Here is a 24,433-nt window from a genome sequence, read left to right as displayed (position 1 = left end):
TAAAGGATAATAACAGGGATGACTAACCCCTAATACTCTCTAAGTAGGTAATTGTGATTAGGTTATTACTAAACGCGATCAGCGCGGTAGCAAGTCACATCTACTTCAACCTTCACGTCTACCACTAGGTCGCAAACCATGCAGATACGAGCCGGAGGGTTAGCACCGAAGAACTCTTTGAATACCTTATTAAAAGATTGAAAGTAACGAGAATCCGTTAGCACAACCTTTACGTGCATTACGTCTTCAAGGCCGTAGCCCGCTTCAGTCATGATATCGACACAGTTTTGGATCGCTAGGCGAGACTGGTCAACAATGCCACCCTCAACCACTTCACCATCTGTCATCGGTGTCTGGCCAGAAACGTATAGGAAACCACCTGCTTCAGTTGCACGTGCAAATGGTAAATGTTGTCCGCCTGTGCCTGTACCGCCTTCAACACCGTAACGTTTAATAGTCATTTCTTAACTCCACTTATTTATAGATAATATTGGGTTTATAGATAACATTGGCTTTATAGATAAAACAGTTTCTATTCCAATATATTTAAATTAATTCGTCGTTTTTATATTTACCGTAAAATTAATTTGATAATTAAAATCTAGTTTCGGTAAATAAAAACGCCTGAACGATTATTTGTTACTTTTCCTTGCTGGTAAGTTAACTCACCATTTACAAATACACTTTCTATTCCCTCAGCAACTGAAATAGGATTTTCAAATGTTGCTGTGTCTTTAATATTCTTTGGATCAAATAAAACTAAATCGGCAAATGCGTCTTGGCGAATCTCACCTCTTCCCGCAAGGTTGTAGCGCTTCGCAGACATTCCGGTCATCTTGTGAATCGCTTCTGACAACGAGAACAGTTTTTCGTCTCGGCAGTAGTGGCCTAACACTTTCGGGAAGGTGCCCCACAATCTTGGGTGTGGATGCGGGTCATTGGGTAAACCGTCTGAGCCGACCATGGTCAGCTTATATTTCAATACGCGCTTTACGTCGTTCTCATCCATACAGTGATAAACCGCACCTGCTGGTTGAAGCGCTTTTGCTGCGTCCATCAGAGGTAGATTCATTTCATCAGCAATCTGCTTCAGCGTTTTGCCTGCGTGTTCTGGTTTTGCTTCAGACCAAGTGATGAAGATGTCGAAATCGTCGGTCACTTGTTTCAAATCTAATGTCGAAGAGCTCGCTGAGTATGGGTAGCAGTCGCAAGACACATCTTGGTGCTCTGAAACCTTGTCCATCAAATCAAGTACTTCAACGGTTCTGCCCCAGTTGCCCGCCCCTGCACATTTAAGGTGAGAAATAACAACGGGCACTTTCGCGTATTGTCCTGTCTCAAACGCTTCTTCCATCGCGCTTAAGATCTCTTCGAATTCGGTACGCATATGTGTGGTATAGATGCCGCCGTGACTAGAAAGCACTTTCGCTAACTGCATTACTTCGTTGGCATTCGCTTGTTTCGCGCTTGCGTAAGCCAAGCCCGAGCTCAAACCCAATGCACCCTGCTCCATCGCTAAATCAAGGTTGTTTTGCATGGTTGCAATTTCTTCTTCGCTCGCGGTGCGTTGCAGGTCGTCCATCACTTGATTACGCAGTGTGGTATGGCCGACTAATGCTGCAACGTTCACCGCGGGTTGCGCTTGCTCTACCGCTTGTGCATACCCGGCAAAGGTTGGGTATTTGAAATCAGCCTGCGCGCCCAAAAGGTTCATTGGATCCGGTGGATCGCCCGCCAAAACCGTTGGCGATGCGCTGATGCCGCAGTTACCAACAATCACGGTTGTCACACCTTGGCTGATCTTAGGCAGGCAGTCTGGGTAACGAATTACATTGGTATCGTCATGTGTGTGTACATCGATAAAACCAGGAGCCAATGCTAAGCCCGCTCCCTCAACCAACTGGCCACAATCTTCATGATCGATTTGACCAATTTCGGCGATTTTTCCATCTCGGATTGCTACATCGGCACAAAACGATTGTTCGCCGGTGCCATCAAACACCTCTACATTTTTAATTATCGTATCGAACAACATTTCTCACTCTCTCAATCCACTGTGTTGATGGAGCTATATTAGAAATCCAGCCGATTATTTTCAGTGACAAAACACACATAATATTTTAATTTGTGTGATAGTTTCTATCAAAAAGTACATTGTAGATATATTTAAACATTAAATAACAACCACTTAAATCATGTTAGGAATCAGTAATGAAACATAACCCTGCAAAAAAAGATGTTATAAAGTATCAAAACGATAGTTTCATCTTGACTGAAAAAGGCCAAAAAGGGAGAGCAGTATCACAATCTGAGAACGGTGTTTATCGACTGGTTGATGAAGATATTTCGCTTCCGGTAGCAATTATCAAACAATCAGCGTTGACTAATAACCTGAATTGGATGCAGTCATTCGCCGATCATCACCAGGTTAAATTGTCGCCACACGGCAAAACATCGATGACACCTGATTTCTTCCGTCAACAGCTAGAAAATGGCGCTTGGGGAATTACCGTTGCGACACCTGCACAAGCAGAAATTGCGGCAATGGCAGGCGCAAAAAGAATCATCATGGCTAACCAGTTGGTAGGAAAAACCAACATGGCGATCATCGAACAGCTTATTAATGAGTTCGACGTTGATTTCTATTGTTGTGTGGATTCGTCAGTCAACGTGCAACAACTCGACCAATATTTCTCCAACAAAAAGCAGACGCTAAAAGTGCTAATCGAGTTTGGTGTTCCGGGTGGCCGTTGTGGTTGTCGTTCACCTCAAGAAGTTCTAGAGCTGGCGCAAACCATCCAAGATACGCCTGCGATTTCGCTAGCGGGTATTGAGGTGTATGAGGGTGTGATTCATGGCGACAATGCCGAGGAAGACATTCGTACCTTCTTAAATCAGGCGCTCACTTCGCTCGAAAGCCTTGCATCAGACGGCTTAATTACCGGTCAGCCAATCATCACTGGCGCCGGTTCGGCTTGGTATGATGTAGTAGCGGAATGCTTGGCGAACCTCACGAGTTACTTAGCGATTATCCGCCCAGGCTGCTATGCCATTCACGATACGGGGATCTACCTAGATGCCCAAAGTAAGGTGTTGCAACGTGCGCAGGTGAACCAAGGTTACGCGTGTGAATTGGGGGGGGATTTAGAGTCGGCACTTGAAGTGTGGGCGTATGTGATCTCTCGTCCGGAGCCAACCAAACTGGTGATCGGGCTAGGTAAGCGTGATGTTGCCTTCGATGCAGGTTTACCTATTGCCGAACGCGGCTATCGCAATGGCAAAGCTATCTCAGTAAAAGGTCTCACCGCGACGGCTGTGATGGATCAGCACACCTTTGTTGAAACGGACGGTTCTGCTGAGATTGAAGTGGGCGACATGATTGCGTTCTCAACCTCACACCCATGTTTAACCTTCGACAAATGGCGCTACATTGCCATCAGCGATGACGACTATCAGGTAACAAACTGGGTAGAGACCTGCTTCTAGCTCGATTTTTCAATAAGCTAGAATCAGCGAAGCAATCAGATATACTAACGGGGCTAAGGCTTAGTTTTAAATGGATTAATTTTAAATAGATTAGTTTAAATGGCTAAAAAGCTTGGTTCTTACGAGCTAGGTTCTTAAAAACTAAGCAATACGATTAGCCCCATCAACAAAGGATCAGGATTCTTGAGTTTAGAAGTAGATATCATTTCACAGATAACCGAGCGTTTTCCCGCTCTTCGTGATGCCGAGAAAAAAGTTGCCAAGCTGATCATGGACGACATTGATTTTGCTGCCAATGCCAGCATTACAGAACTTGCTGAGGGTGCTCAAGTCAGTGAAGCCACCATCACACGTTTTGCTAAAGCGATCGGCTGTAACAACGTACGTGATATGAAGATCAAGCTTGCTCAAACCCTAACTGTGGGCCAGCGCTTTATCCTCGAGCCTGTTGACCAAACTGGCTATCAAGGTATCTACGAATCGATCAAGCAGAGCCTAGACATCAACCGCACTCTGTTCAAAGAGCAAGACGTTGAAACCGCAGTCAGCTGGCTGCATAACGCCAGACAGATCATTGCTATTGGTATGGGTGGTGGTTCAACCATTGCTTCTCAAGAGCTGCAACATCGACTGTTTCGTTTAGGCTACCCAGTGGTGTCGTACAACGATGGCTTAATGTCACGTATGGTTGCTGCCACGGCCGATGCCAATGACGTGATGGTGATGATTTCCGCGACCGGTTTTACACCAGTGATCACCGAAACGGCCGAACTAGCGAAGCAGTACGGGCTTAAGATCATCGCGATTACCCCACAAGATACACCGTTGGCAAAGATTGCGGATATTTTGTTGCCAATCAAGCATATGGAAACCGACTTCATCTACAAGCCATCGGCTTCTCGTTACGCTATGTTGGCGTTAGTGGATGTGCTTTCGATGGGCATGGCAGTCAATCATAAAAACCGTTCGCGCGACAAACTACGTCGCTTGAAGGTTGCGCTCGATTCCTACCGAGGCGGTGGCGACCGACAGCCTCTCGGTGACTAAGGTTTAAAACGACCAAGTCATCAATTAGACGATTTCAATAAAAAGCCCCGCAGTATTCACTCAATCGAGTCGATACTGCGGGGCTTTTTAGTTGTGGTTTTTCTAGAAATCACTCGCCTGAGTCAATTGAAGCTAAGATAAACTCGACTCGTTCCTCAACAGATAATTTAGGCACTTCCACCAGCTGATAACCAAACTGATTATAGGCTGACACCATTTTTTCGTAGGTGGCGATCGCTTCGTCGAAATCTTGTTTACGTTCTTGATCATTGATGAAAATTGAATCCCATGGTGGGAAGATAAATACCTTGCTGTTGTATTTGAGTTCATTACAGCTATTTCGCAAGGATTCTGGAATAGGTAAAATCTCTAACAAGCTGTAACCGTATGAATCCACGATGCTTCTATCCAAGAAAACGAGTTGCTCACTTGCCTCAAACGCTTGGTAATTGGCTAACTCTTCTCGCACCATCTCGTCACGAAAGGCCACTTTATCTAACCATGGCAAAGCGCTACCTTGTTGCTCAACTTGGTGCTGAATCACTTTACGGCCGACTTCTGGCGCGCAGCGATAACCCTGGCTTTTCAAAGCGTCGATGACTGAAGTTTTGCCCGATCCCGGTCCACCGGTAAATACGATTAGATTGTTCAAATAGACCTCTTCAAAGGAGTGGTACTCCTCAATGATACTTAGATATGTTTACATAAATCAGTTAGGAGCACTTCTGCATCGATGACCTTTGATAGCTCAGCTCTGTCGCGATCATTGAATGAATGCTTGTATCGACTGATATATGCCGCTTTCACCAGACGCTACACTTCCATTTGTATCGTTTGTTTACTTTCCACTCCCCTTCGCCATAAAACTTAAGACCAGTCGCACGAATGGTTAGGTCACGTATCAGTGGGGAAAGTTAAATTAGGCCCCGACAGAGGGTGGGCAGAATATGAGATATTGAGATAAATTAAGCGGTTTCATGGCTAAATCGAGTCGCTGGAAAGCGGTTCAACAAGCGATGAATAAAATAAGTGATCAATAACGTCACGACAATAGCAAACAAGATACTGCTGATACGATACAAGGCACTATAGATAAGGTCACCGCCAGGAGTGAGGTACTGGCCGAATAAAATGCCGATGGTTGTCAGTCCACCAAACCCTGTTCCTGAACCACTCGACTCCTTCACATGCATGTAGCCAAAAATCATTGCCCCTATCCACAAAAGTGGAACCACAAATAACAGTAAATCTGACCAGTCATACAAAAGAATTTGACTGGCTAAGCCAAAAGTCACACCAAACAATGTCCCCATCGCACGCTTGCGAGCATAACCCAATGCGCCATTCCAGTTCATTGGAAAAAGCAGCAATATCGTCGTGACCTGTGCTGACATTGAGTCCTGCAGATCAAAGACTTGGAACACAATAAACGAAAGCGTAGCGATACTGGCGCCCATTAAGGCTTCGTGACGCATGCGGTGACTTTTCTTTGCTTCGGTTGGCCTCGGCGGTGGCTGACGGGGTTCCACATCTGGAATTACAAACATCATTAAATAAGCAATGATAACGGATAGCACGCAGGCAAGTAAGTTGGTAAAAATAAGGTTGTTTAAGTCGATGCTTGGGTAACTGGCAAAGTGCAGCATAATGCTCAAACTGATGATGCTGTTTGCACCAAACAAAAATAAGCTGCCTTTTGACATGCAGGCAAACTTTATCAGAAATAGTACAAAAGCCACCATCGTCATCATGCCGGGATGACTGATTAATAACCCACCAATAATACCAACTTCCAGCCCACAAACGATGGCAGATGCAAACAATTGACGCGCAGCGTGTGCGCTCATCACAGGTACCATACCCAATAGCAACATTGGTGTAACGGTAAAAAATACGCCGTTATCCCAACCAAACAGCTTGCTGATAGTAAAACCTAAAGTAGCACCAGTGGCAATACGTAGGCATTGTCGAAAGTCATTTCCAGATAAAGGGTGATCCCATAATTTCATGCCACCTCCCGATCAGTAAACGTAGTGTAAAACACTGAGGAAACGAATCTGTACTTTCGCAAGCCATGCGAATACCGCATTGTTAGGGATCAATTGAACCGTAGCTCGGGCTCCAGATGGAAGTTGCTTAACGAGTTCATTGTCAATGTCTAAATGCACACGCATTCGTTGTGCATCCCGCACCCAGCGATTAGAGTCTGTTGGTGTTGCAAGACTACCGTCGGCTGCAAATTGACCAGCACTGACCCCCGCATCCAGAGTACTCACTTGTGCGTTAAAGACATGTCCAGGTTTGCTGTCGAACGCGATCAAGGCGTGACTATCGATTGAAAAGTGACGCAGACTTTTTTCGCGAAAATCTGCGATAACATCAACGTTATCTGAAACTAGCGCAATCAATGGGCTACCTGCACTGGCATAGGTACCGGCTTTCAACTGTAAGTTCGTTATCACACCATCGTGATCTGAAATCACTTGTGTATAAGAAAGATTGAGCTTGGCTTTTTCTAATTGATTTTGAGCTACACGAATACTGACATTACTATCGTCGATTTCACCACGACTCACTTGTAACTCTTTCAAACGTGCTTTCGCAGCAGCAACATTCGCTTTAGCCGCCACGGCGGAGCTATGAGCGTCATCGCGTAACTTTTGAGAAGTACCATGGCGTGAGAAAAGCGCATTTAATCGTTCTGCTTCACGGTTTTTTTGGTTTGCAAGAATACCACTGGCTTTTAGATCCGCTTCGGCAGCAGCAATGGATGCGTCAAGCTGCTCATTATTTTGGATAACTTGTTTAAGGTTTAATTGAGCTTGTTCAACCGCAAGCTGATAAAACGCTGGGTTAATTTCAAATAGGAGATCTCCTTGATGGATAGCTTGGTTGTTTTTCACATATACGTGGGTAATTTGTCCACTGACTTGAGGTGCAACTTTAGTTACGACACGGGTTGCCATTGCTTGAGGCGTTAATGGCATGGTGAGATCAGCAACAAGAAAATATGCAAAAACAAGAACAAATCCGAAACAGGAAAATTTAATCCAGCGCGCGAATTTTTCGTCGGGGGTCATAGATAGTAACTTCTCTTTTATTGTGTGGTTTCTGACTTTTCGCTAAGAGCATCAAGGGCGTTATGGGTAATTTGTTCAAGAATGAAAGAGAGCTTTTTCATCTCGTCATCATCGATACTATTGAGCAACTGGCGACGAACTTGAATAATGCGAGCTTCCATTTTATTGATTAACGACTTACCGTCATCGGTAAGACCCACAATTCGAGCACGTTTGTCACTAGCACAGCAGTGTCGAGTGATGAGCGATTGCTGTTCTAATTGATTCAACGTTCTCATTAATGATGGCAATTCAATCTCGAGCGCTTCCGAGAGTTTTTTCTGACTCACGTTGTCACCGAGGCGTTGCAGTTTCCATAGCGCCGTCCAACGTGGGTGCGTAAGACCAAGCGGTGCGAGTTCACGGTCAGCGACCATTTTCCATAGACGAGAAACGCGAGCAAGTTGCTCGGCCAGAGAAAGATCTTTAAGACTGTGGGTGTCTTGAACCATGATGAAAACCTCAATTACTTAGCGTGCTAACCACTTTACTTTACTTAGCGCGCTAAGTAAATAAGTGAGAGGTAAATCACATAATATTTTTATTAATAGATCGGTTATAAAGAGACGGGTAGCGCACTCGCTTGTTGTTCCGCTTGCACTGAAAACTTGACACCCAACGTCTGACACACATCAGCCATTAAGTTTTTAAATACCCAATCACCGATGTGTTGTCTAACTTGCTCCTCTGATAAACACGATTAGATTATTCAAATCAGCGGCTTTAAGAGAATGATTAACGAATCAAGGATAGGACTTGCTTGAACTCAGAGGCGCGGCAGTCTTTCACTAGCTCGTATAAGCTCATTTCCAATCCTGTGATTAGAACACCAGAGCCAGCCAATCTTCGGATAGCCAACTTCTTATTAAGCGCGGTTCGTGAACTAACACAGTCACCAACTACCTGAACCTTGTACCCAAGATCCAGCAAACCAATGGCGGTTTGATAAACACAGATATGAGCCTCTATGCCACACACCAACCACGTATCCACATCCTTGGCTTGCACTGCCTCAACAAACTTGGGCTCGTTACACGCGTTGAACGTAAATTTTGGTATCGGCTTAGCTTCGCCCAACAAGTCATTCAACTCACTAACGGTAGGCCCCAACTTCTCTGGGTTCTGCTCCAAGCTCACAATAGGAAGACCTAAAACCTGTGCTCCTTCAATCAGCTTTCCACAATTAGAAATCAGGGTATCGCTCTCATCAACAAGGCGTGCGAGTTTGCCTTGCACATCCACAACCACCAAACCCGTCTTCTGTCTCGTTAACATCTTTTTCTCCTTGTCATAATCTGGCTGACTCATATAAGCAACTCGATGTGTAACTCGCCCACTATGTAACGATTCAACTTACAAAGCCATACAGTAATGAGCAAAAGACTCAGGGATAATATTCAACAACGGCCGAGTAGCCAAAAACAACAAGTATTAAAAATTGACAGTGACCGACAATCACATTTAAAAACATGACAGAGTGAGTAACAAAGATGAACAAGATAACGAAATCAGCATTGGCACTAGGGTTAATCAGCGCGGTTTCTCTTCCAGCTTTAGCAGCAGGCACTGACGGTGGTGCGTACATTGGTGGCGGACTTAGTCTCTACCAAGATTCTGATACAGATGGTCAAGGTAGTTTAGATTCAGACGGCATGGGCTACAACCTATACGGCGGTTACCAATTCAACCGTATCGTTGGTGTTGAACTTGGCTACAACGATTACGCAAACTACAAAAAGGGGGCGGCTAAATTGTCACCGACATCTATATCTGCATCCGCAAACATCGGTTACACATTCGACAACACAATCCGCCCATTCGTATTGGCTGGTTTAAGTTCTGTTGACCTAAACGCAAATAAGAGTGCTGGTTACGATGACGACAGTGGTACTGGCTTCCACTTTGGTGTTGGTGTTGAATACACGCCGATTGAACATTTAACACTGCGCCTAATTTCGCAAGCAGATGCAGTTAGTGTTGAGAACGACTACGGCTCTAAGAAGGAAGACAAAACACTTGCCTTCAACAGCATTAGCTTCGGTGGTTCATACAACTTCTAATGTGATTGAGTCACATAGAATAAGCTAAACATACTCATTCACTTTGCTGTTCCACCTTGTCATGAAGGTCACTCAGTAGAGTGAATTTGTACCGTTCTCACCCCAATAGTCAATTTCATCATTCAAACCTCTCAACCTATCGCATAACCAGCCATCTCTAATAAACTAACTTCAACACTCTGAAACGCTAACGCTCTGAAATGACACAGATCCAATTAGAGCTTTCGCCATAACAGACTAGACTGAATGTTAGAGAGTGTGTATTTAGCCTGACTGAATATCTCGTGTCGTTAAGCTTGTGCTTGTCGTTATGTTAGTGATGGTAAAAAGCGACTTACTGTCATCGATTTATCTCCTGCGTACAAAGAAAACACCTCAGTTTTTTCTCTTTTATCCATCGCTAACGCTGTACTCTAATGCTAATTTATAATGACTAAACAATGAGCTACATTTGTTCGAGAAAACAAAGAGAGTCCATACTACTCACAAAAACAAACTAACCTCATTAAACCGTGCTCAGTATGGCGCCTTAAATGGCACCGTCATTTCGATATACCTCATATCATTAAGGATCGACGAATGGACGCTTTCATAATTTCAAGCTGGCAATTTTCAGAGGGAGTGGCACATGAACACAACACCACCCCAGAACCATTCGAACAAGCGACTTGGTATCACTGCCAAAGAGATGCTGAAGGGTTACGAGAATGGCTTCAAAATAATACAGTTTCGAACGCTATTGTGGATTCTCTGCTCGCAGATGACACTCGTCCTCGATTTGAACAGTTTGGCCATGATTGCTTTTTAATCATCCTACGAGGCATTAACCTAAACGAAGGTGCTAATCCCGATGATATGCTGAGCCTGCGCATCTTATGGTACAAAGGCACCTTAATATCAACGCGCAAAGTCCCTTCGAAAGCAGTCAGCAATTTACTCTCCGACCTTAAACAAAACCAAGGCCCAACATCACTGCCAGATGTTTTGCTTGGAATGATACGTGGAATAAACCACTACATTTCGAACTTCTTAACGCCTGTAGAACAACTGATTGACGATCTGGAGTCTGACTCCCATATCGATATAAAATCCATCAACGCTCTGCATTCAAGGCTACTCAAATTAAGACGTTATTTGAAACCACAGAAATACGTCTTCGAAGATTTAATGAATGAACTACCGACTCCTCTCAACAAACACAACAGTCATATAAAAAACAGTCTCGACACCATGCTGAGAATTAATGAATCGATTGAGTTTTACATCGATCAGATTAATGTGTTTTTTGCTAGCCGAAGTCAGCATCAAGCTGAAAAAATGAATAGAAATACATACCTATTTTCAATCATTGCAGGTATTTTCCTCCCAGCTGGTTTCTTCACCGGTTTACTCGGAGTCAATATTGCCGGTATCCCAGGAACAGAGAACCCAGTGGCATTCCCACTGTTTTGTGTTGGGTTGCTCATGATCGTGGCGATAGAAGTCGTTATTTTGAGAAAATTGAGGTTTATTTAATGGTTGAGTATTTACAATCAAATATGTGGTTTAAACAAGCAGGTTTAGGCTTACTTCTTATCGTTTTGTATTGGGTGATAAAACGCTTAGGTCAGAATTGGATCGAAGCACTAGCAAAAAATAAGCGTGTCGCATTGAAGCGTAAACAGTCCGTGCTTAAATGTTTCAATATCACTCTGTTTCTACTCTTCACCGCTATTTTTACTATTATTTTAAACTTAGGTTTTGGCGACATCTCCCTGTTTTTATCCTCCATATTTGCGGTGCTCGGTGTCGCGTTGTTTGCACAGTGGTCAATTTTAAGTAACCTCACAGCCAGCGTACTGATATTCTTTGTGTTCCCGTATCGTATTGGTGACAAAGTAAAAGTCGCAGAGAAAGACGAAGACATCAGCGGCGTGATCATCGATATCACCATGTTCCACGTGATTCTCCGACACAGTTCGGGCAACATCATCACCTACCCTAATAACCTGATCCTACAAAAAGGCGTGATCAAGGTTTTAGTCGAACCGGAACTTAAAAATGAAGCTATCCACACTACTCTTGTGAAAACTGAAGATACACAAAAGTAAAGTTCCCCCTTGTGGAGCATCATCAATAGACTCAGAAAGAGGGCTAAAATAGTTATCCCTCTTTCAATTAAAAGTCATTCACTTTCTGCTAACTTTACCATTCAAAAGAACTCACGCTTTATGATCGTCAATTGTCTCTCATTCACAATAAGTTTTATTGAGTTTAAATTGGTGACTCAATATACTGGAAGGCATCATCAGACGGAGGACAAAAATGAATAATAAAAACAAACATATAGTTTTAATTCATGGTCTGTATATGCCTGCGTTGATCATGCAGTATCTTGATAAGAGTTTTAAAAAGCGTGGCTTTATAACGCACAAGTTTGCCTACAACTCTTTACGTTTTCCTTCTGCCGCTAAGCGCCTCAGTCGCTTTGTAAACGCTCGTTTTGATGAACACGATGAAGTTTACTTTTTTGGTCACTCACTTGGTGGTTTACTTATTCGCCACTACTTTAAATTCTATCAACCCAAGTTCTCTGACACCTGCATCATCACTGCGGGCACCCCGCACAATGGAGCAACCATCGCTAAGACACTGTCGAATCATGGGCTTGGATTTATCTTTGGTTCGAGTGAAATAATCTTAAGTGATGGTTTGGGTGATTACGATATCGATGTACCGATTGGGGTTATCACTGGCACCTACGATACCGGAGTCGGACGTATTGTATTAGGCAGAAACCCAGGTGACGGTACGGTCACACTGGAAGACGCAAACCTAAGAGGCGCGACTGACACCTGCGCCCTCAAGCTCAATCACACTGCACTTGTGTATTCCAAGGAAGTGGTCACGCTATCTGCTCAATTTATCGAGCACAGAGCTTTCACGAGCGCCTAATGAACACTTGCCTTCAAGGCTAAAGACAAAAATACCACTCTACGAATAGAATGGTACTAAACGGCTGTAATAAAAGACCGATGGCGTGTTACAAGCGATTAATTCGCGTTGGTAAGAACACCTCACCCAACATACAACGAACGGAACCACCACCGATGTCTTCGATGGTTTTTACGTTAAATGGCAACAGCTTCCCATGCGTTGCAAGCTGAGTTAATTGCGCTGGAGAAAAAGCATCATATGCCGATTGAGACATTGCGATTACCTTATCGCCATTCACTGTCTCCAACTGCAGGATGTTGCCACAGAACCGATTCATCTGATCTATGGAAATAGAGATAACCTGTTTATCTTTAGCAAGTGACTTCACAACAAAGCGACGCTCAAATTCAGGAATCACTTCATCGCAAATCACGCAGAAATTATCACCGATCGCCATCATCACATTAGTGTGATAAATCGGCTGACCAGACGGTAGTGCCGTTTGAAATGAGACCACGCGAGAGTAACCAATACGCTTAGCGTAATCTTCTAACACTTCACGGTCGCAACGCTGAGAAAGCGCAGCGTAGATCGTCTTATTAATATGATCGATAACCATAACGCCAGTACTCTCTAAATAAGAGCCCTGTGCAACATAAGACTCTAGCGACTCATTATGATTAACAATACGACCTGAGGCTTCTAGCGCTTCAATTAAGGCGTGTGGCTTTACTTCATGCTGACGGTTTTCGCACGCCATAGGGAAAGTGAACAAACTACCATCGCCACAAGTGCTGAACCAATTATTTGGAAAAACAGCATCAGGTGTTTCTACCCCTAACTCGGGGTAATCAAACTCTACAACTTGTACACCTTCTTTACGCAACGAGGCCACCATTGCCTTAAATTCAGCCATCGTCTCTAGCTTAATCTCAGGTTCGGTCAAGTTAACTCTGTGCTGAAACTCATTATCACGTGCAGTTTCTTCGTTAAATCGAAATTCTTTTGGCGGAACCATAACAACGCAATTGGCGTTTTGAACATTAGTAATACGCAGTGATTTCTTGTGTAGGTTTAACATCTCAACCATCCCTATCTTTTATTTACCTCAGAAGTGTAAACAACTTGTTACAACAAGATTCACTGAAAATAATAATGATTTGAATATTTATCCCACACAATAACTGCATAACTTAAATTATTCCGTGATTTTTACTGTGATATAACAGCACGCCAGAAAGAACCAACTGCGTGCATATCAGTTAAGGAACTTGTTGAATAAATATTCTTACTTCACTTTTTAGCTAACCACGAGTTTTGATTACAATTTAATCCATTTAACGTTAGGATTATCACCGTTGCATAACAATCAATTACGTTTGAAATAAGCTTAATTTTTTCCTGTCTAATTCAATCTAAAATAGATGTATTTAAAAGCACTCTTTACGTTTTCTTCAAACAAAACCCCTCGAACGACGTAACGCTAACGCTTATAGAACTCAAATCGTACTTATAAAAACATAACTGCACATCGTGATGCAGTGGCTTATAAAAGGAAATTTATGTACAAGAAATTTGAAGGCTTTACCGAAGCCTTTCCAAAGGGAGAGCCAATACAACCCCCCACTGGAATACTAGCATTCTGTCGCCATTACACTCGAGGCTTTGAAAAACCGTTGATCTTACTCGGGTTGATGACCATGACCATCGCGATAATCGAAGTCGCACTATTTGGTTACATGGGACAATTGGTTGACTGGCTATCAACAAGCAATCCCGATACTTTCTTGGCCGACAATAAATCAACGCTGGTAGGATTGGGGATACTACTGCTGGTTGCGATGCCGATATTAATCAGTGTGTACTCGCTATTGCTTCACCAAACCCTGTTGGGCAACTATCCAATGTCTATTCGTTGGCTAGCACACCGCTACCTTTTGAAACAAAGCTTATCGTTCTATCAAGATGATTTCGCCGGGCGTGTAGCCACCAAAGTCATGCAAACATCGCTTGCGGTGCGTGAAACAGTGACCAAAATGGTTGACGTATTCGTCTACGTGACCGTGTACTTCACGGCGATGTTATTCATGCTCGCAGAATCAGACTGGCGCTTAATGGCACCGATGTTGATTTGGTTATTTATTTACGTCGGTATTCAACTACATTTCGTGCCAAAACTTAAAGACGTATCTTCAGAACAAGCCGATGCTCGATCGCTGATGACGGGCCGTATCGTCGATAGCTACACCAATATCGCAACCGTCAAACTGTTCTCACACAGCAAAAGAGAAACCGAATACGCCGAAGAAGGCATGGAGAGCTTCTTAGACACCGTACATCGACAGATGCGCTTAGTAACAGGTTTCAACATATTGGTTGAGTTTGCTAACTACTTACTGGTGTTCAGCATTGCAGGGATCTCTATCTACTTGTGGCTAGATAACGCGATCACCGTGGGTGCGATTGCGATTGCAGTCAGCTTAGCTTTGCGTATTAACGGCATGTCGAAATGGATCATGTGGGAAATCGGTGGACTGTTTGAAAACCTAGGAACTGTGATTGACGGTATTAAAACGCTGTCTAAGCCCATTGCTATCGAAGACAAGAAAGACGCTGAGCCTCTTAAGGTTCCACAAGGCGGTATCAACTTCGACAACGTAAGCTTTAACTATGGCGAGAACAAGGGCGTGATCAACAACCTTAATCTCAACATCAAGCCGGGTGAAAAAGTGGGCTTGGTAGGCCGTTCAGGTGCGGGTAAATCAACCTTGGTTAACTTGCTGCTACGTTTCCACGATGTAGAAAGCGGCAGAATTCTGATTGATGACCAAGAGATATCAGCGGTCACGCAAGACTCTCTACGTAGCAACATCGGTATGGTGACTCAAGATACTTCACTGCTTCACCGCTCGATCAAAGACAACATTCTTTACGGTCGTCCTGAAGCATCGGATGAAGAAGTTTACGCAGCCACTAAACAGGCGCATGCGCATGAGTTTATCGAAACACTCACTGACCCATTTGGTAATGTTGGTTACGATGCGCAAGTAGGTGAGCGTGGTGTTAAGCTTTCGGGAGGTCAACGTCAACGTGTCGCTATCTCTCGCGTACTGCTGAAGAATGCTCCACTGCTTGTTCTTGATGAAGCAACATCAGCACTCGATTCAGAAGTCGAAGCAGCCATTCAGGAAAGTTTGATTGAACTAATGGAAGGTAAGACAGTGATTGCGATTGCACACCGTTTGTCGACCATTGCTGCGATGGATCGCCTAATCGTACTCGATGAAGGCAAGATCGTTGAGGAAGGCACTCACCAAGAGCTCATTCTCCACAATGGTATCTATGCACAGCTGTGGAGTCACCAAACGGGAGGCTTCATTGCCGATGATCTTGACCAAACATCAAACGCTTAATTCATGTGCTATTTTAAATTATGCGGCGTATTTCACATCAATTTGTTAATTAACGAGTGAATTACACATAGCAGAATGTTATTTCGTAACTATATAATGAGATTAACATCAAAGGCGCTTCGCTTGCGCGTTCTGGAATAAGGCTAGACTTCGGGGGAAGGCTAGCCTTTTTTATATTAGTCATTCGACGCTCTGTATTTTCCTTTCCACCACTAGATTGATCCTTTTGGTTTTTTTCTTGGCGTTTTTTTCTTAAAATGCGCGCAATACTCACTCTAGAGATCAACCATGAACAAAAGTGTCTTAACTAACGTGCTTGCGTTAGCACTGCTTGCTGGCGGCTATGCGACAGCAAACCAATACTTGCTTTATGCAGGCCTATTTGCATTTTCTGGTGCCATCACCAACTGGCTTGCGATCCATATGTTGTTCGAAAAAGTACCCGGCCTATATGGCTCTGGCGTCATTCCAGCACGTTTTGAAGAGTTCAAGGCAGCCATTAAGCAACTGATGATGGAACAGTTCTTTACTGAAAGTAACATCGACCGCTTCCTTAGCAGTGAGATGACCGGCAAATCGCTCAACCTAGAGCCAGTGATTAAGAAGATCGACTTTAATCCTGCGTTCGATTCACTGGTTCATGTAATCGAGAACTCACAGTTTGGTGGCATGTTGGCAATGGTTGGTGGCACAGAAGCACTACAGCCGATGAAAGCGCCATTTGTGGAGAAGATGCAAGAATCTGTGATTGAAATCAGCAAGAGTGATTCTGTAAAAAATGCCATTAAAGATGAACTTGAATCGCCTGCAATGATGGATGAAATCAAAGAGAACATTGAAGCGATAATCGATCAGCGTTTAAATGAACTAACACCAAAACTTGTTAAAGAGATGGTTCAAACCATGATCAAGAAACACCTTGGGTGGCTAGTCGTTTGGGGTGGTGTGTTCGGCGGTATAATCGGTTTAATTTCTGCGGCGATTACCCTTTAGTCTGCTCGTTCTCAGTTTATCTGGTTGCTTTTTTCTGGCACCCAACAAAAAATGGAAGCTCATCAGCTTCCATTTTTTATCCAATCGACACCCACTTTAGCTACGAAGCCGCGAAGACGTCGCTCTACTTCAAAGTTGCCAACAACTCAGGGTTTACACCAAAACCCTTTTTATGCTCTTCAATCACGACTTCACTACGCGTCTGAATAACGCCTGGCAAGGTGCCTAGTTTGGTTGCCATAAACGCTTGGTACGCCTTCATATCTTTAACTCGAACCTTGATCATGGTGTCAAAGTCACCAGACAATGAATAGCACTCTTCCACCTCAGGCATCAACTCAACCGCTTGGGCAAATTTATCAAAAATCGAAAAACTGGTTTGATCGAGACGGATATGGATAAAGACTTGCACATCAAGCCCCAACTTTTCTGAGCACAATTCAGCGTGATAACCCGTTATGTAACGCTCTTTTTCCAATCGTTTCAGTCTATCAGAGCAAGGAGAAGTTGTTAGGTTTACCTGTTTCGCTAATTCAACAACTGGCAGACGCCCTTTTATATGCAGAATTCTTAGTATCTCTTTATCGATACGATCAAGTTGATGCTGAGACATAACATTCCTTAAACATTCTAAATTCGGCTCAGTATATTCCATACTAAGAGCAATCGGGCAAAACCCGGCTCACACATTTAAAAACTAAATACATCAACAACATTCAGGGAAAATGTAAATACCCGAAAAATGATAGTAAACCTTGTCAATCTTAAGTTATTAACAAACTAATATAGCCATGACCCGATTAACACATAAATTGAGCCAGAAAAGAAAGAAGGGAAAATACCAAAGTGAATAATAGAATGAGCAAAGGTCAGGGATAATTCCATGATTAAAACACAAAAAATCGCGTACAAACCGTACTGTATTAGCTCATGGGCAGAATCAAAACATGTTACTCAAGCACTAATAAATCGAGTGCTCAAATTGTGGAAGGAAAGTGAAAAATGATGACAAGAGCATTGAAGCAGAACTTGCATTTAAAACGACATAGAAAACAAAAAACCTCCCTAACGGAGGTTTTTTCTAGGTTAGTAAACACTTACTATACGTTAGCGAGACCAACTCGGGGAGCTGTGCTTCCAGTTTCACAGCGGCAATTGCACGTGCGACAGAAGTGCTGAGTTTCCATATTATAGTGAAGGTTGCCACTAAATAGTTTTGACGTCCATTGCATCATACGACCAGAAGCTGTCTCAGGCTCTGATTCACAACGTTTCATTACCGACTTATGTGGTGTTGTTTTTTTACATCCTTTGCAATAGAGATCAGGCATACCTTTGTCCTATAGGTCTTTAGTAGTTACTGACAATTGACACATCATGTCCAATTAGGTTCCACAATTCACGGAGCTAATTACAAAAGTGGGCGCCAAGTTCAAAAAACAGTCATTTTTCTATTATATTTTTGACATCAAACGTCACTAATATCAGTCCCCCACATTTGAGTATCGTCAATTTACATTGTAAAACCCTCAAATAACTGTCCCGATAAACAACATGCATCAAACATACAATGACGACTATCTCACTTCCCAACGCGCTGAACGCTCTCACCAGCTTCTAATCACGCTAAGCTCGATAAAAGGTATTGTCTTCATCTAATATTGACCCGTAAGAACCCAAAGCATTAGAAAATAGACAAAAAAATAGAGCCACCGAAGTGACTCTATTCTAGGGTTTACAATGTAAACTCTTGTCATCATTGAGCTAGTGAGCATCCAGCCCTATGACTTAGCTGAAAACCTCAGTTCAGACGATTAGTCTAGTTCAACAAGGTTTTTCTCGAACTCAGCGTGTTGCTTCTTAACTTGCTCTTCTGGCTCGCCAGTAATTAGACTCACGATAACGATAGAGATAGTCGATAGGATGATGCCCGGTACGATTTCGTAAACATCGAACCAACCGCCCGTGAACTGTTTCCAAAGTACAATCGTCACACCACCAACCACGATACCCGCTAGAGCGCCGTTGCGGTTCATACGAGACCAATACAGGCTCAATACGATAGCAGGACCGAATGCAGCACCAAAACCAGCCCATGCATAAGACACAAGGCCAAGTACTGAACTGTCTGGTGTCATTGCTAGCGCAAGTGCAATAAGAGAGATTAGGATTACCGCGAAGCGACCTACACGAACGATCTCTTCAGACGTCGCATCTTTCTTAAGTACTTGCTTGTACAGATCTTCTGCCATTGCAGATGAAGAAACAAGAAGCTGTGAATCCGCAGTACTCATGATTGCCGCTAGGATTGCAGCCAGTAGGATACCTGCGATTACTGGGTGGAACATCGCGTTCACAAGAAGCATGAAGATCTTCTCGCCATCCTCTAGCTTAGGCGCGCCAGAGTTAGTCACGTAAACTAAACCAACAAGGCCCACCAACATAGCACCAATCATAGACAGTGCAGTCCATATCACAGCGATACGACGCGCTGTTGTTAGGTCTTTATTGCTACGCGTTGCTTTGAAACGAGCAAGGATGTGTGGCTGACCAAAGTAACCTAGACCCCATGCCGCTAGCGAGATGATCGCGATAGCAGAAAGAGGCTCACCTTTCGCATCATTCCATAGCGTTAGTAGCTCTGGGTTGATGTTATGAAGGTCAGTAGATAGCTGACCAAGGCCACCGTTCATAGCTGCGATTGGTACAATCAATAGCGCAGCAGACATCAACAGACCTTGAACCAAGTCAGTCCAAGATACCGCAAGGAAACCACCAAACAGGGTATACGAAACCACACATACCGTGCCGATAATAACTGCTGTTGTATAATCTAGACCGAATACCGTTTCAAACAATTTACCACCTGCTACTAAGCCTGAACTTGTGTAGAAAAGGAAGAATAAAAGGATAAAGAAAGCAGAGATCGTTTGAATCAACTTCGAATTATCATTGAAACGACGAGATAGGAACTCAGGCAACGTCAGTGATTCTGTTGTAATGCTGTAAGTACGTAGACGTTTAGCACTGATTAGCCAGTTCGCCCAAGTACCAACAAGTAGTCCACCAGCAAGCCAGAATGCTTCAAAGCCAGCAGCATAAGCGTAACCTGGTAGGCCAAGTAGCAGCCAACCACTCATGTCTGATGCACCAGCAGAAAGTGCAGCAGGCCATGGGCCTAACGAACGACCACCTAGGAAGTAGTCAGTTGAGTTAGATGTACGTTTGTAAGCAATAACACCGATTGCTAGCATCATAATTAGATACGCAATAAACGTCGTCGTTATTGCAAAGCTGTTTTCTATCATTTGATAGTCCTCATTTTGTAGAATGCCTTCCATGCCTGACTATATGGATTAATCTCGCCATGAGAGAAAAGGTTAATCATTTAGTTAGGAGATATAGGGCTTTGAGGAATCTCAAAGCCCGTTTTACTGAAGGTTAGTGAGCTTCGCTTCCCAGTTCGAGCAAGGTCGCGTTACCACCCACGGCTGTTATATTTATAGTTCGCGTACGCTCAGTAATAAAACGCAGCGATAAGTGTGGATCGTTAGCAACATTCATTGCCGTAAGATCCGTTTCAGCTACTAAACCAACGATTGCACCGTCACGCTTAGCAAGCTGTAAATTGATAGCTTGTGCAGCTTTTGAGTTACCCACATAACCTACGCTTCGTACATCGCAAGACAGCAGCTGTTGTGCAGCGTCATACGAGGCAACTTGAACCAAGTTAGTTGGCAGATTCGCTTGTTTTGCCGCATCGGCAATTAAGGTGTTGAACTGCACATCATCACTGCACAACTGAATGCTGTTCCCAGCCAATAGTGCAGCAGTAATCATTGCCATTGCGGTTTGCAGTGCTGGCACTTTCTCTTCGCAATCATCAACAATCACCAAAGCCACACCACGACCTGCAGCATACAACTCGTTGGTTTCGCCCGTAGGACCTGGCATAAGGTGGTGTTCTGCAAGTAATGCTGACGCTTGCTCTAGATGATAAGTCGCTACTACAGCCAAAGGTGCAGATTGGCTTTCGATCTCTGACTTAAATGAAAGTACCTGAGCACTCTTATAATCAAAGTCGGTAAGATTCCATTGTTCCCACGCTAGCAAAGCATCAGAAAAACCTGTCACTTGATGAACCATGATACTGCTCCTTATGCCTTGTCTTGTGATTGAGAAAAATGAACATCAGTAAAGCGGTATAGGTAGTGAGGACCACCCGCTTTAGGGCCAGTACCCGACAAACCTTGACCGCCGAATGGTTGAACCCCAACAACAGCGCCCACTTGGTCACGGTTGATGTAACAGTTACCCACACGAATGTGTTTCTCGATCCAACGGTAAGTTGTCTCGTTACGGCTGTGGATCCCCATAGTTAAGCCAAAACCGGTTTGGTTAATTTGGTCTACAACTTGCGCTAACTCACTCGCTTTGAAGCGAACAATGTGCAGCACAGGGCCAAACTGTTCTTCTTTCAAGCAACTAATGTCATCGATTTCAAAAGCACTTGGTGGAACAAAATCACCATGTTCACAATCAGAACCTAAAGAAAGCTGAGCCACTTTCTTCTGGGAATTGGTCATGTTTTCTAAGTGCGCCAACAACTTCTGCTTCGCATTTTGGTCGATAACAGGGCCAACATCGGTTTTGTGTAGATGTGGGATGCCAACACTAAGCTCGTCCATCGCGCCATGAATCAATGCAATTACGCGGTCTGCAATGTCTTCTTGGATGTAAAGCACACGCAATGCAGAACAACGTTGACCTGCCGAAGCGAATGCAGAACGAATCACATCACGAACCACCTGTTCAGGCAGTGCGGTACTGTCGACGATCATCGCGTTCTGGCCGCCGGTTTCCGCGATAAACGGAACTGGCTTAGCGTTACGACTTGCCAGTGACACATTGATACGTTGCGCTGTTGGGGTTGAACCCGTAAAGGCAACACCCGCAATCGCATCATGGCTGGTTAGCGCACTGCCGATCTCAGCACCACGACCTGGAAGTAACTGAATGGTGCCAGCAGGGAAACCCGCTTCATTCATCAGTTCCACGGCGCGAGCTGCAATTAAGCTTGTTTGCTCAGCAGGTTTCGCCACAACAGTGTTACCCGCGACTAGCGCAGCCGTAATTTGGCCAAGGAAAATGGCGAGAGGGAAGTTCCAAGGGCTGATACAAACGAACACACCACGACCTTGTCGAGAAGCGATTCGTGTTTGGCCATCAAAACCTTTTAGTTCGAAACCTTGTAGGTTGTTTGCTTGTTTTGCGTAGTAACGACAGAAGTCGACCGCTTCACGCACTTCATCAACGCTGTCGTGAATCGTCTTACCCGCTTCTTGATGACAAATCGCCACTAGCTCAGCAAGGTTGTCTTCCATCAGGTCAGCCAGCTTCTCAAGCGCAGCCGCTTTGGTTTCAACCGAAGTTGCATTCCAATCAGCGAATGCCGCATCTGCGCCAGTGATCGCTGCGGAAACATGATCAAGGTTAGCGAAAGCCACCTGACCCACATTAATACGACGATCGTAAGGTGCGGTTACTTGCTCAACGTTCTGATCAGCCTTGATCATGCTTTCAGCAAGAGATTCACCGTTGATCACAGGGCCTGCAGTCCATTGATTGTTAAGGTAAGACTTAACCTGCTCTTCAAACTGATGCGCTTCACTTTCGATATCAATGTTCACACCGTAAGAGTTTTTACGATCAGGGAATACGGCCGGTGGCAATGGAATCTTAGTGTTGTGCAATGTATCAAATGCCAGAAGCATATCGACAGGGTGTTGTGTCAACTCAGCAACTGGGCAGCGAGCATCAACCAAACGATGTACAAACGAACTGTTTGCGCCGTTTTCTAGCAAGCGACGTACTAGGTATGGCAGAAGGTCTTTATGGCTGCCAACCGGTGCGTAGATACGTACTGACTGTTGGTAAGCTTCCATCGCATGGTTGTAAAGGGAATCCCCCATGCCGTGTAAGCGTTGGAATTCAAAGTCTTTGTGCTCAGTCATCACTGCGATAGCAGAAACCGTATGAGCATTATGGCTCGCAAATTGCGGGAAGATATTGCCACGAACACTTGGGCTCAATAGGTAACGCGCACAAGCAAGGTAAGCTACGTCTGTCGCTTCTTTGCGTGTGTAAACTGGGTAGTCAGTGAAACCGGCCTGTTGTGACCATTTGATCTCGCTGTCCCAGTACGCGCCTTTCACCAAGCGAAGCGGGATTAAATCACCCTGCTCTTTCGCTAGGCGGTTTAGCCATACTAGAACCGGCAGCGCACGTTTTGAGTAAGCTTGAATAACCAGACCAAATTTACCCCAACCTTTCACAAGGTCAGTGCGGTACAGTTTTTCGAATAATTTTAGAGAAAGCTCTAGGCGATCGGCTTCTTCCGCATCAATCGTAATCGCAACATCAAGCTCTACGGCGCGGCGCAATAGCTGCTCTAGCGTGTCGCACAGTTCCGTCAATACGCGATCTTCGTTCGCCACTTCATAACGTGGATGAAGTGCAGAAAGCTTGATAGAAACCGATGGTGCTGGGCTCGATTTTGAAGATACGTAGGTATCTCGACCTACGGCTTCAATCGCCATTAGGTAATCTTTGAAGTATTTGTTTGCGTCTGCCGTAGTCAGTGCCGCTTCACCTAGCATGTCGTATGAGTAGGTAAAACCTTTGTCACGCATAGACTTACCGTTCTTTTGTGCTTCAGCAATGCTGCGACCAAGAACGAATTGGTGACCCATCACCTTCATCGCTTGGTGCATCGCTTTACGAATCACCGGCTCAGAAAGCTTGTTCACTAAACGGTTTACTGCTTGACCCGCACTCTGCTCATTAGATGAAAGTCCAACCACCTTGCCCGTTAGCATTAGGCCCCAAGTGGATGCGTTAACAAAAACCGAGTCAGAATTCTTCAGGTGAGATTTCCAATCCGCAACACTGAGTTTGTCACGAATCAGCGCATCAGCCGTTGCTGAATCAGGAATACGCATCAAAGCTTCCGCCAGACACATCAGCAAGATGCCTTCTTGAGTATCTAAGCTGTATTCAAGCAACAAGGCATCGATCATCTGGATAGAAGTCTTATCCGTTCGGATAGATTCGATCAATGATGTCGTTTTGTCTGCGATTTGCTTCTTTTCAGACTCAGAAGGGGTAGCTAGTGGCAGGAGCTGCTCTAGCCATTGGGTTTCATCCACCATATACAATGGTGAGATAAGCGACCATAGATCATCAAGCGATTGCTCATTGAATTCTGGTTTTAACACATCAGTAGCTGTAAACATGCGTTTTCCTTAATCTCACACCCGAAAAGAGTTCGGGCTCTCTACAATGGCAGCAGTGTATTTTGAGTATATAAGGATTACTTGTCAAAAACTCCGGGTTTTTT

20 protein-coding genes and 1 pseudogene are annotated in these 24,433 nt (G+C 44.2%); 8 read left to right on the top strand and 13 right to left on the bottom strand.

Annotation, left to right across the window (positions count from 1 at the left end):
* Positions 1-68: 68 nt before the first annotated feature.
* Positions 69-461 carry a RidA family protein gene (locus OCT63_RS04375; RefSeq protein WP_017065166.1) on the bottom strand — a complete coding sequence of 131 codons (393 nt, stop codon included), beginning with the start codon at positions 459-461 and terminating at the stop codon, positions 69-71.
* 140 nt (positions 462-601) lie between these two features.
* Complete coding sequence (locus OCT63_RS04370) at positions 602-2,035, bottom strand: N-acyl-D-amino-acid deacylase family protein (RefSeq protein ID WP_269983284.1); 1,434 nt, start codon at positions 2,033-2,035, stop codon at positions 602-604.
* A gap of 176 nt (positions 2,036-2,211) precedes the next feature.
* Here OCT63_RS04370 and OCT63_RS04365 point away from each other — a divergent pair, with 176 nt between their 5' ends.
* Positions 2,212-3,486 carry an amino acid deaminase gene (locus tag OCT63_RS04365; protein ID WP_269983283.1) on the top strand — a complete coding sequence of 425 codons (1,275 nt, stop codon included), beginning with the start codon at positions 2,212-2,214 and terminating at the stop codon, positions 3,484-3,486.
* Between the two features lie 183 nt (positions 3,487-3,669).
* Positions 3,670-4,533, top strand: coding sequence for a MurR/RpiR family transcriptional regulator (locus OCT63_RS04360; protein ID WP_269983282.1), 864 nt, complete (start codon positions 3,670-3,672; stop codon positions 4,531-4,533).
* Between the two features lie 109 nt (positions 4,534-4,642).
* Here the strand turns inward: OCT63_RS04360 and OCT63_RS04355 are convergent, their stop codons facing one another.
* The 6 genes and pseudogenes from OCT63_RS04355 to OCT63_RS04330 form a co-directional block, all read right to left on the bottom strand.
* Entirely contained in the window at positions 4,643-5,185 is a 543-nt protein-coding gene (locus OCT63_RS04355) for an AAA family ATPase (protein ID WP_269983281.1), read from the bottom strand.
* Between the two features lie 65 nt (positions 5,186-5,250).
* Positions 5,251-5,435 (bottom strand): annotated as a pseudogene (locus tag OCT63_RS04350) (IS5/IS1182 family transposase); the annotation flags it as partial.
* A 63-nt stretch (positions 5,436-5,498) separates the two neighbouring features.
* Complete coding sequence (locus tag OCT63_RS04345; RefSeq protein ID WP_060469165.1) at positions 5,499-6,542, bottom strand: DUF2955 domain-containing protein; 1,044 nt, start codon at positions 6,540-6,542, stop codon at positions 5,499-5,501.
* A 12-nt stretch (positions 6,543-6,554) separates the two neighbouring features.
* Complete coding sequence (locus OCT63_RS04340; protein ID WP_077681195.1) at positions 6,555-7,613, bottom strand: HlyD family secretion protein; 1,059 nt, start codon at positions 7,611-7,613, stop codon at positions 6,555-6,557.
* A gap of 17 nt (positions 7,614-7,630) precedes the next feature.
* Positions 7,631-8,104: a transcriptional regulator SlyA gene (gene slyA / locus OCT63_RS04335; protein ID WP_269983280.1), complete on the bottom strand. Its 474-nt coding sequence runs from the start codon at positions 8,102-8,104 to the stop codon at positions 7,631-7,633.
* 283 nt (positions 8,105-8,387) lie between these two features.
* Positions 8,388-8,927, bottom strand: coding sequence for a hydrolase (locus OCT63_RS04330; RefSeq protein WP_161685041.1), 540 nt, complete (start codon positions 8,925-8,927; stop codon positions 8,388-8,390).
* 215 nt (positions 8,928-9,142) lie between these two features.
* Between OCT63_RS04330 and OCT63_RS04325 the strand changes: the two genes are divergently transcribed.
* The 4 genes from OCT63_RS04325 to OCT63_RS04310 all read left to right on the top strand — a co-directional run bounded on the left by OCT63_RS04325 (position 9,143) and on the right by OCT63_RS04310 (position 12,646).
* Entirely contained in the window at positions 9,143-9,712 is a 570-nt protein-coding gene (locus OCT63_RS04325; protein WP_269983279.1) for a porin family protein, read from the top strand.
* Positions 9,713-10,291: 579 nt separating this feature from the next.
* Complete coding sequence (locus OCT63_RS04320) at positions 10,292-11,227, top strand: zinc transporter ZntB (RefSeq protein WP_046222943.1); 936 nt, start codon at positions 10,292-10,294, stop codon at positions 11,225-11,227.
* Positions 11,227-11,802 (top strand): mechanosensitive ion channel family protein, encoded by a 576-nt coding sequence (locus OCT63_RS04315; RefSeq protein WP_060469159.1) that lies wholly within the window; start codon positions 11,227-11,229, stop codon positions 11,800-11,802. The genes OCT63_RS04320 and OCT63_RS04315 overlap by 1 nt, the downstream gene beginning before the upstream one ends.
* A 214-nt stretch (positions 11,803-12,016) precedes the next feature.
* Complete coding sequence (locus OCT63_RS04310; RefSeq protein ID WP_161679565.1) at positions 12,017-12,646, top strand: esterase/lipase family protein; 630 nt, start codon at positions 12,017-12,019, stop codon at positions 12,644-12,646.
* A gap of 88 nt (positions 12,647-12,734) precedes the next feature.
* On the opposite strand, the gene OCT63_RS04305 is transcribed toward OCT63_RS04310, so the two are convergent.
* Positions 12,735-13,709, bottom strand: a complete 975-nt coding sequence (locus OCT63_RS04305; RefSeq protein WP_082710373.1) for an arginine deiminase-related protein — start codon at positions 13,707-13,709, stop codon at positions 12,735-12,737.
* Between the two features lie 481 nt (positions 13,710-14,190).
* Here OCT63_RS04305 and OCT63_RS04300 point away from each other — a divergent pair, with 481 nt between their 5' ends.
* Positions 14,191-16,041: an ABC transporter ATP-binding protein gene (locus tag OCT63_RS04300; protein ID WP_060469156.1), complete on the top strand. Its 1,851-nt coding sequence runs from the start codon at positions 14,191-14,193 to the stop codon at positions 16,039-16,041.
* A gap of 288 nt (positions 16,042-16,329) precedes the next feature.
* Positions 16,330-17,034: a DUF445 domain-containing protein gene (locus OCT63_RS04295; protein ID WP_017057718.1), complete on the top strand. Its 705-nt coding sequence runs from the start codon at positions 16,330-16,332 to the stop codon at positions 17,032-17,034.
* 124 nt (positions 17,035-17,158) lie between these two features.
* Here the strand turns inward: OCT63_RS04295 and OCT63_RS04290 are convergent, their stop codons facing one another.
* From OCT63_RS04290 to putA, 4 genes are all read right to left on the bottom strand, one after another.
* Complete coding sequence (locus OCT63_RS04290) at positions 17,159-17,647, bottom strand: Lrp/AsnC family transcriptional regulator (protein WP_017057717.1); 489 nt, start codon at positions 17,645-17,647, stop codon at positions 17,159-17,161.
* Positions 17,648-18,848: 1,201 nt separating this feature from the next.
* Positions 18,849-20,339 carry a sodium/proline symporter PutP gene (gene putP, locus OCT63_RS04285; RefSeq protein ID WP_060469410.1) on the bottom strand — a complete coding sequence of 497 codons (1,491 nt, stop codon included), beginning with the start codon at positions 20,337-20,339 and terminating at the stop codon, positions 18,849-18,851.
* Positions 20,340-20,475: 136 nt separating this feature from the next.
* Complete coding sequence (locus tag OCT63_RS04280) at positions 20,476-21,180, bottom strand: 1-pyrroline-5-carboxylate dehydrogenase (protein ID WP_269983278.1); 705 nt, start codon at positions 21,178-21,180, stop codon at positions 20,476-20,478.
* Between the two features lie 11 nt (positions 21,181-21,191).
* Complete coding sequence (gene putA, locus OCT63_RS04275; RefSeq protein WP_161679568.1) at positions 21,192-24,329, bottom strand: bifunctional proline dehydrogenase/L-glutamate gamma-semialdehyde dehydrogenase PutA; 3,138 nt, start codon at positions 24,327-24,329, stop codon at positions 21,192-21,194.
* Between the last annotated feature and the right edge of the window lie 104 nt (positions 24,330-24,433).

Origin of the sequence: Vibrio sp. RW, assembly GCF_027587105.1 — a bacterium.
Lineage (GTDB): Bacteria > Pseudomonadota > Gammaproteobacteria > Enterobacterales > Vibrionaceae > Vibrio > Vibrio toranzoniae.
Note: the sequence above shows the minus strand (reverse complement) of the source record. Positions and strands in the feature narration are given on the sequence as shown.

Coding starts and splice junctions, on each gene's coding strand:
- OCT63_RS04375 (WP_017065166.1), bottom strand. CDS start 461: ATGACTATTAAACGTTACGGTGTTGAAGGCGGTACAGGCACAGGCGGA.
- OCT63_RS04370 (WP_269983284.1), bottom strand. CDS start 2,035: ATGTTGTTCGATACGATAATTAAAAATGTAGAGGTGTTTGATGGCACC.
- OCT63_RS04365 (WP_269983283.1), top strand. CDS start 2,212: ATGAAACATAACCCTGCAAAAAAAGATGTTATAAAGTATCAAAACGAT.
- OCT63_RS04345 (WP_060469165.1), bottom strand. CDS start 6,542: ATGAAATTATGGGATCACCCTTTATCTGGAAATGACTTTCGACAATGC.
- OCT63_RS04340 (WP_077681195.1), bottom strand. CDS start 7,613: ATGACCCCCGACGAAAAATTCGCGCGCTGGATTAAATTTTCCTGTTTC.
- slyA (WP_269983280.1), bottom strand. CDS start 8,104: ATGGTTCAAGACACCCACAGTCTTAAAGATCTTTCTCTGGCCGAGCAA.
- OCT63_RS04330 (WP_161685041.1), bottom strand. CDS start 8,927: ATGTTAACGAGACAGAAGACGGGTTTGGTGGTTGTGGATGTGCAAGGC.
- OCT63_RS04325 (WP_269983279.1), top strand. CDS start 9,143: ATGAACAAGATAACGAAATCAGCATTGGCACTAGGGTTAATCAGCGCG.
- OCT63_RS04320 (WP_046222943.1), top strand. CDS start 10,292: ATGGACGCTTTCATAATTTCAAGCTGGCAATTTTCAGAGGGAGTGGCA.
- OCT63_RS04315 (WP_060469159.1), top strand. CDS start 11,227: ATGGTTGAGTATTTACAATCAAATATGTGGTTTAAACAAGCAGGTTTA.
- OCT63_RS04310 (WP_161679565.1), top strand. CDS start 12,017: ATGAATAATAAAAACAAACATATAGTTTTAATTCATGGTCTGTATATG.
- OCT63_RS04305 (WP_082710373.1), bottom strand. CDS start 13,709: ATGTTAAACCTACACAAGAAATCACTGCGTATTACTAATGTTCAAAAC.
- OCT63_RS04300 (WP_060469156.1), top strand. CDS start 14,191: ATGTACAAGAAATTTGAAGGCTTTACCGAAGCCTTTCCAAAGGGAGAG.
- OCT63_RS04295 (WP_017057718.1), top strand. CDS start 16,330: ATGAACAAAAGTGTCTTAACTAACGTGCTTGCGTTAGCACTGCTTGCT.
- OCT63_RS04290 (WP_017057717.1), bottom strand. CDS start 17,647: ATGTCTCAGCATCAACTTGATCGTATCGATAAAGAGATACTAAGAATT.
- OCT63_RS04280 (WP_269983278.1), bottom strand. CDS start 21,180: ATGGTTCATCAAGTGACAGGTTTTTCTGATGCTTTGCTAGCGTGGGAA.
- putA (WP_161679568.1), bottom strand. CDS start 24,329: ATGTTTACAGCTACTGATGTGTTAAAACCAGAATTCAATGAGCAATCG.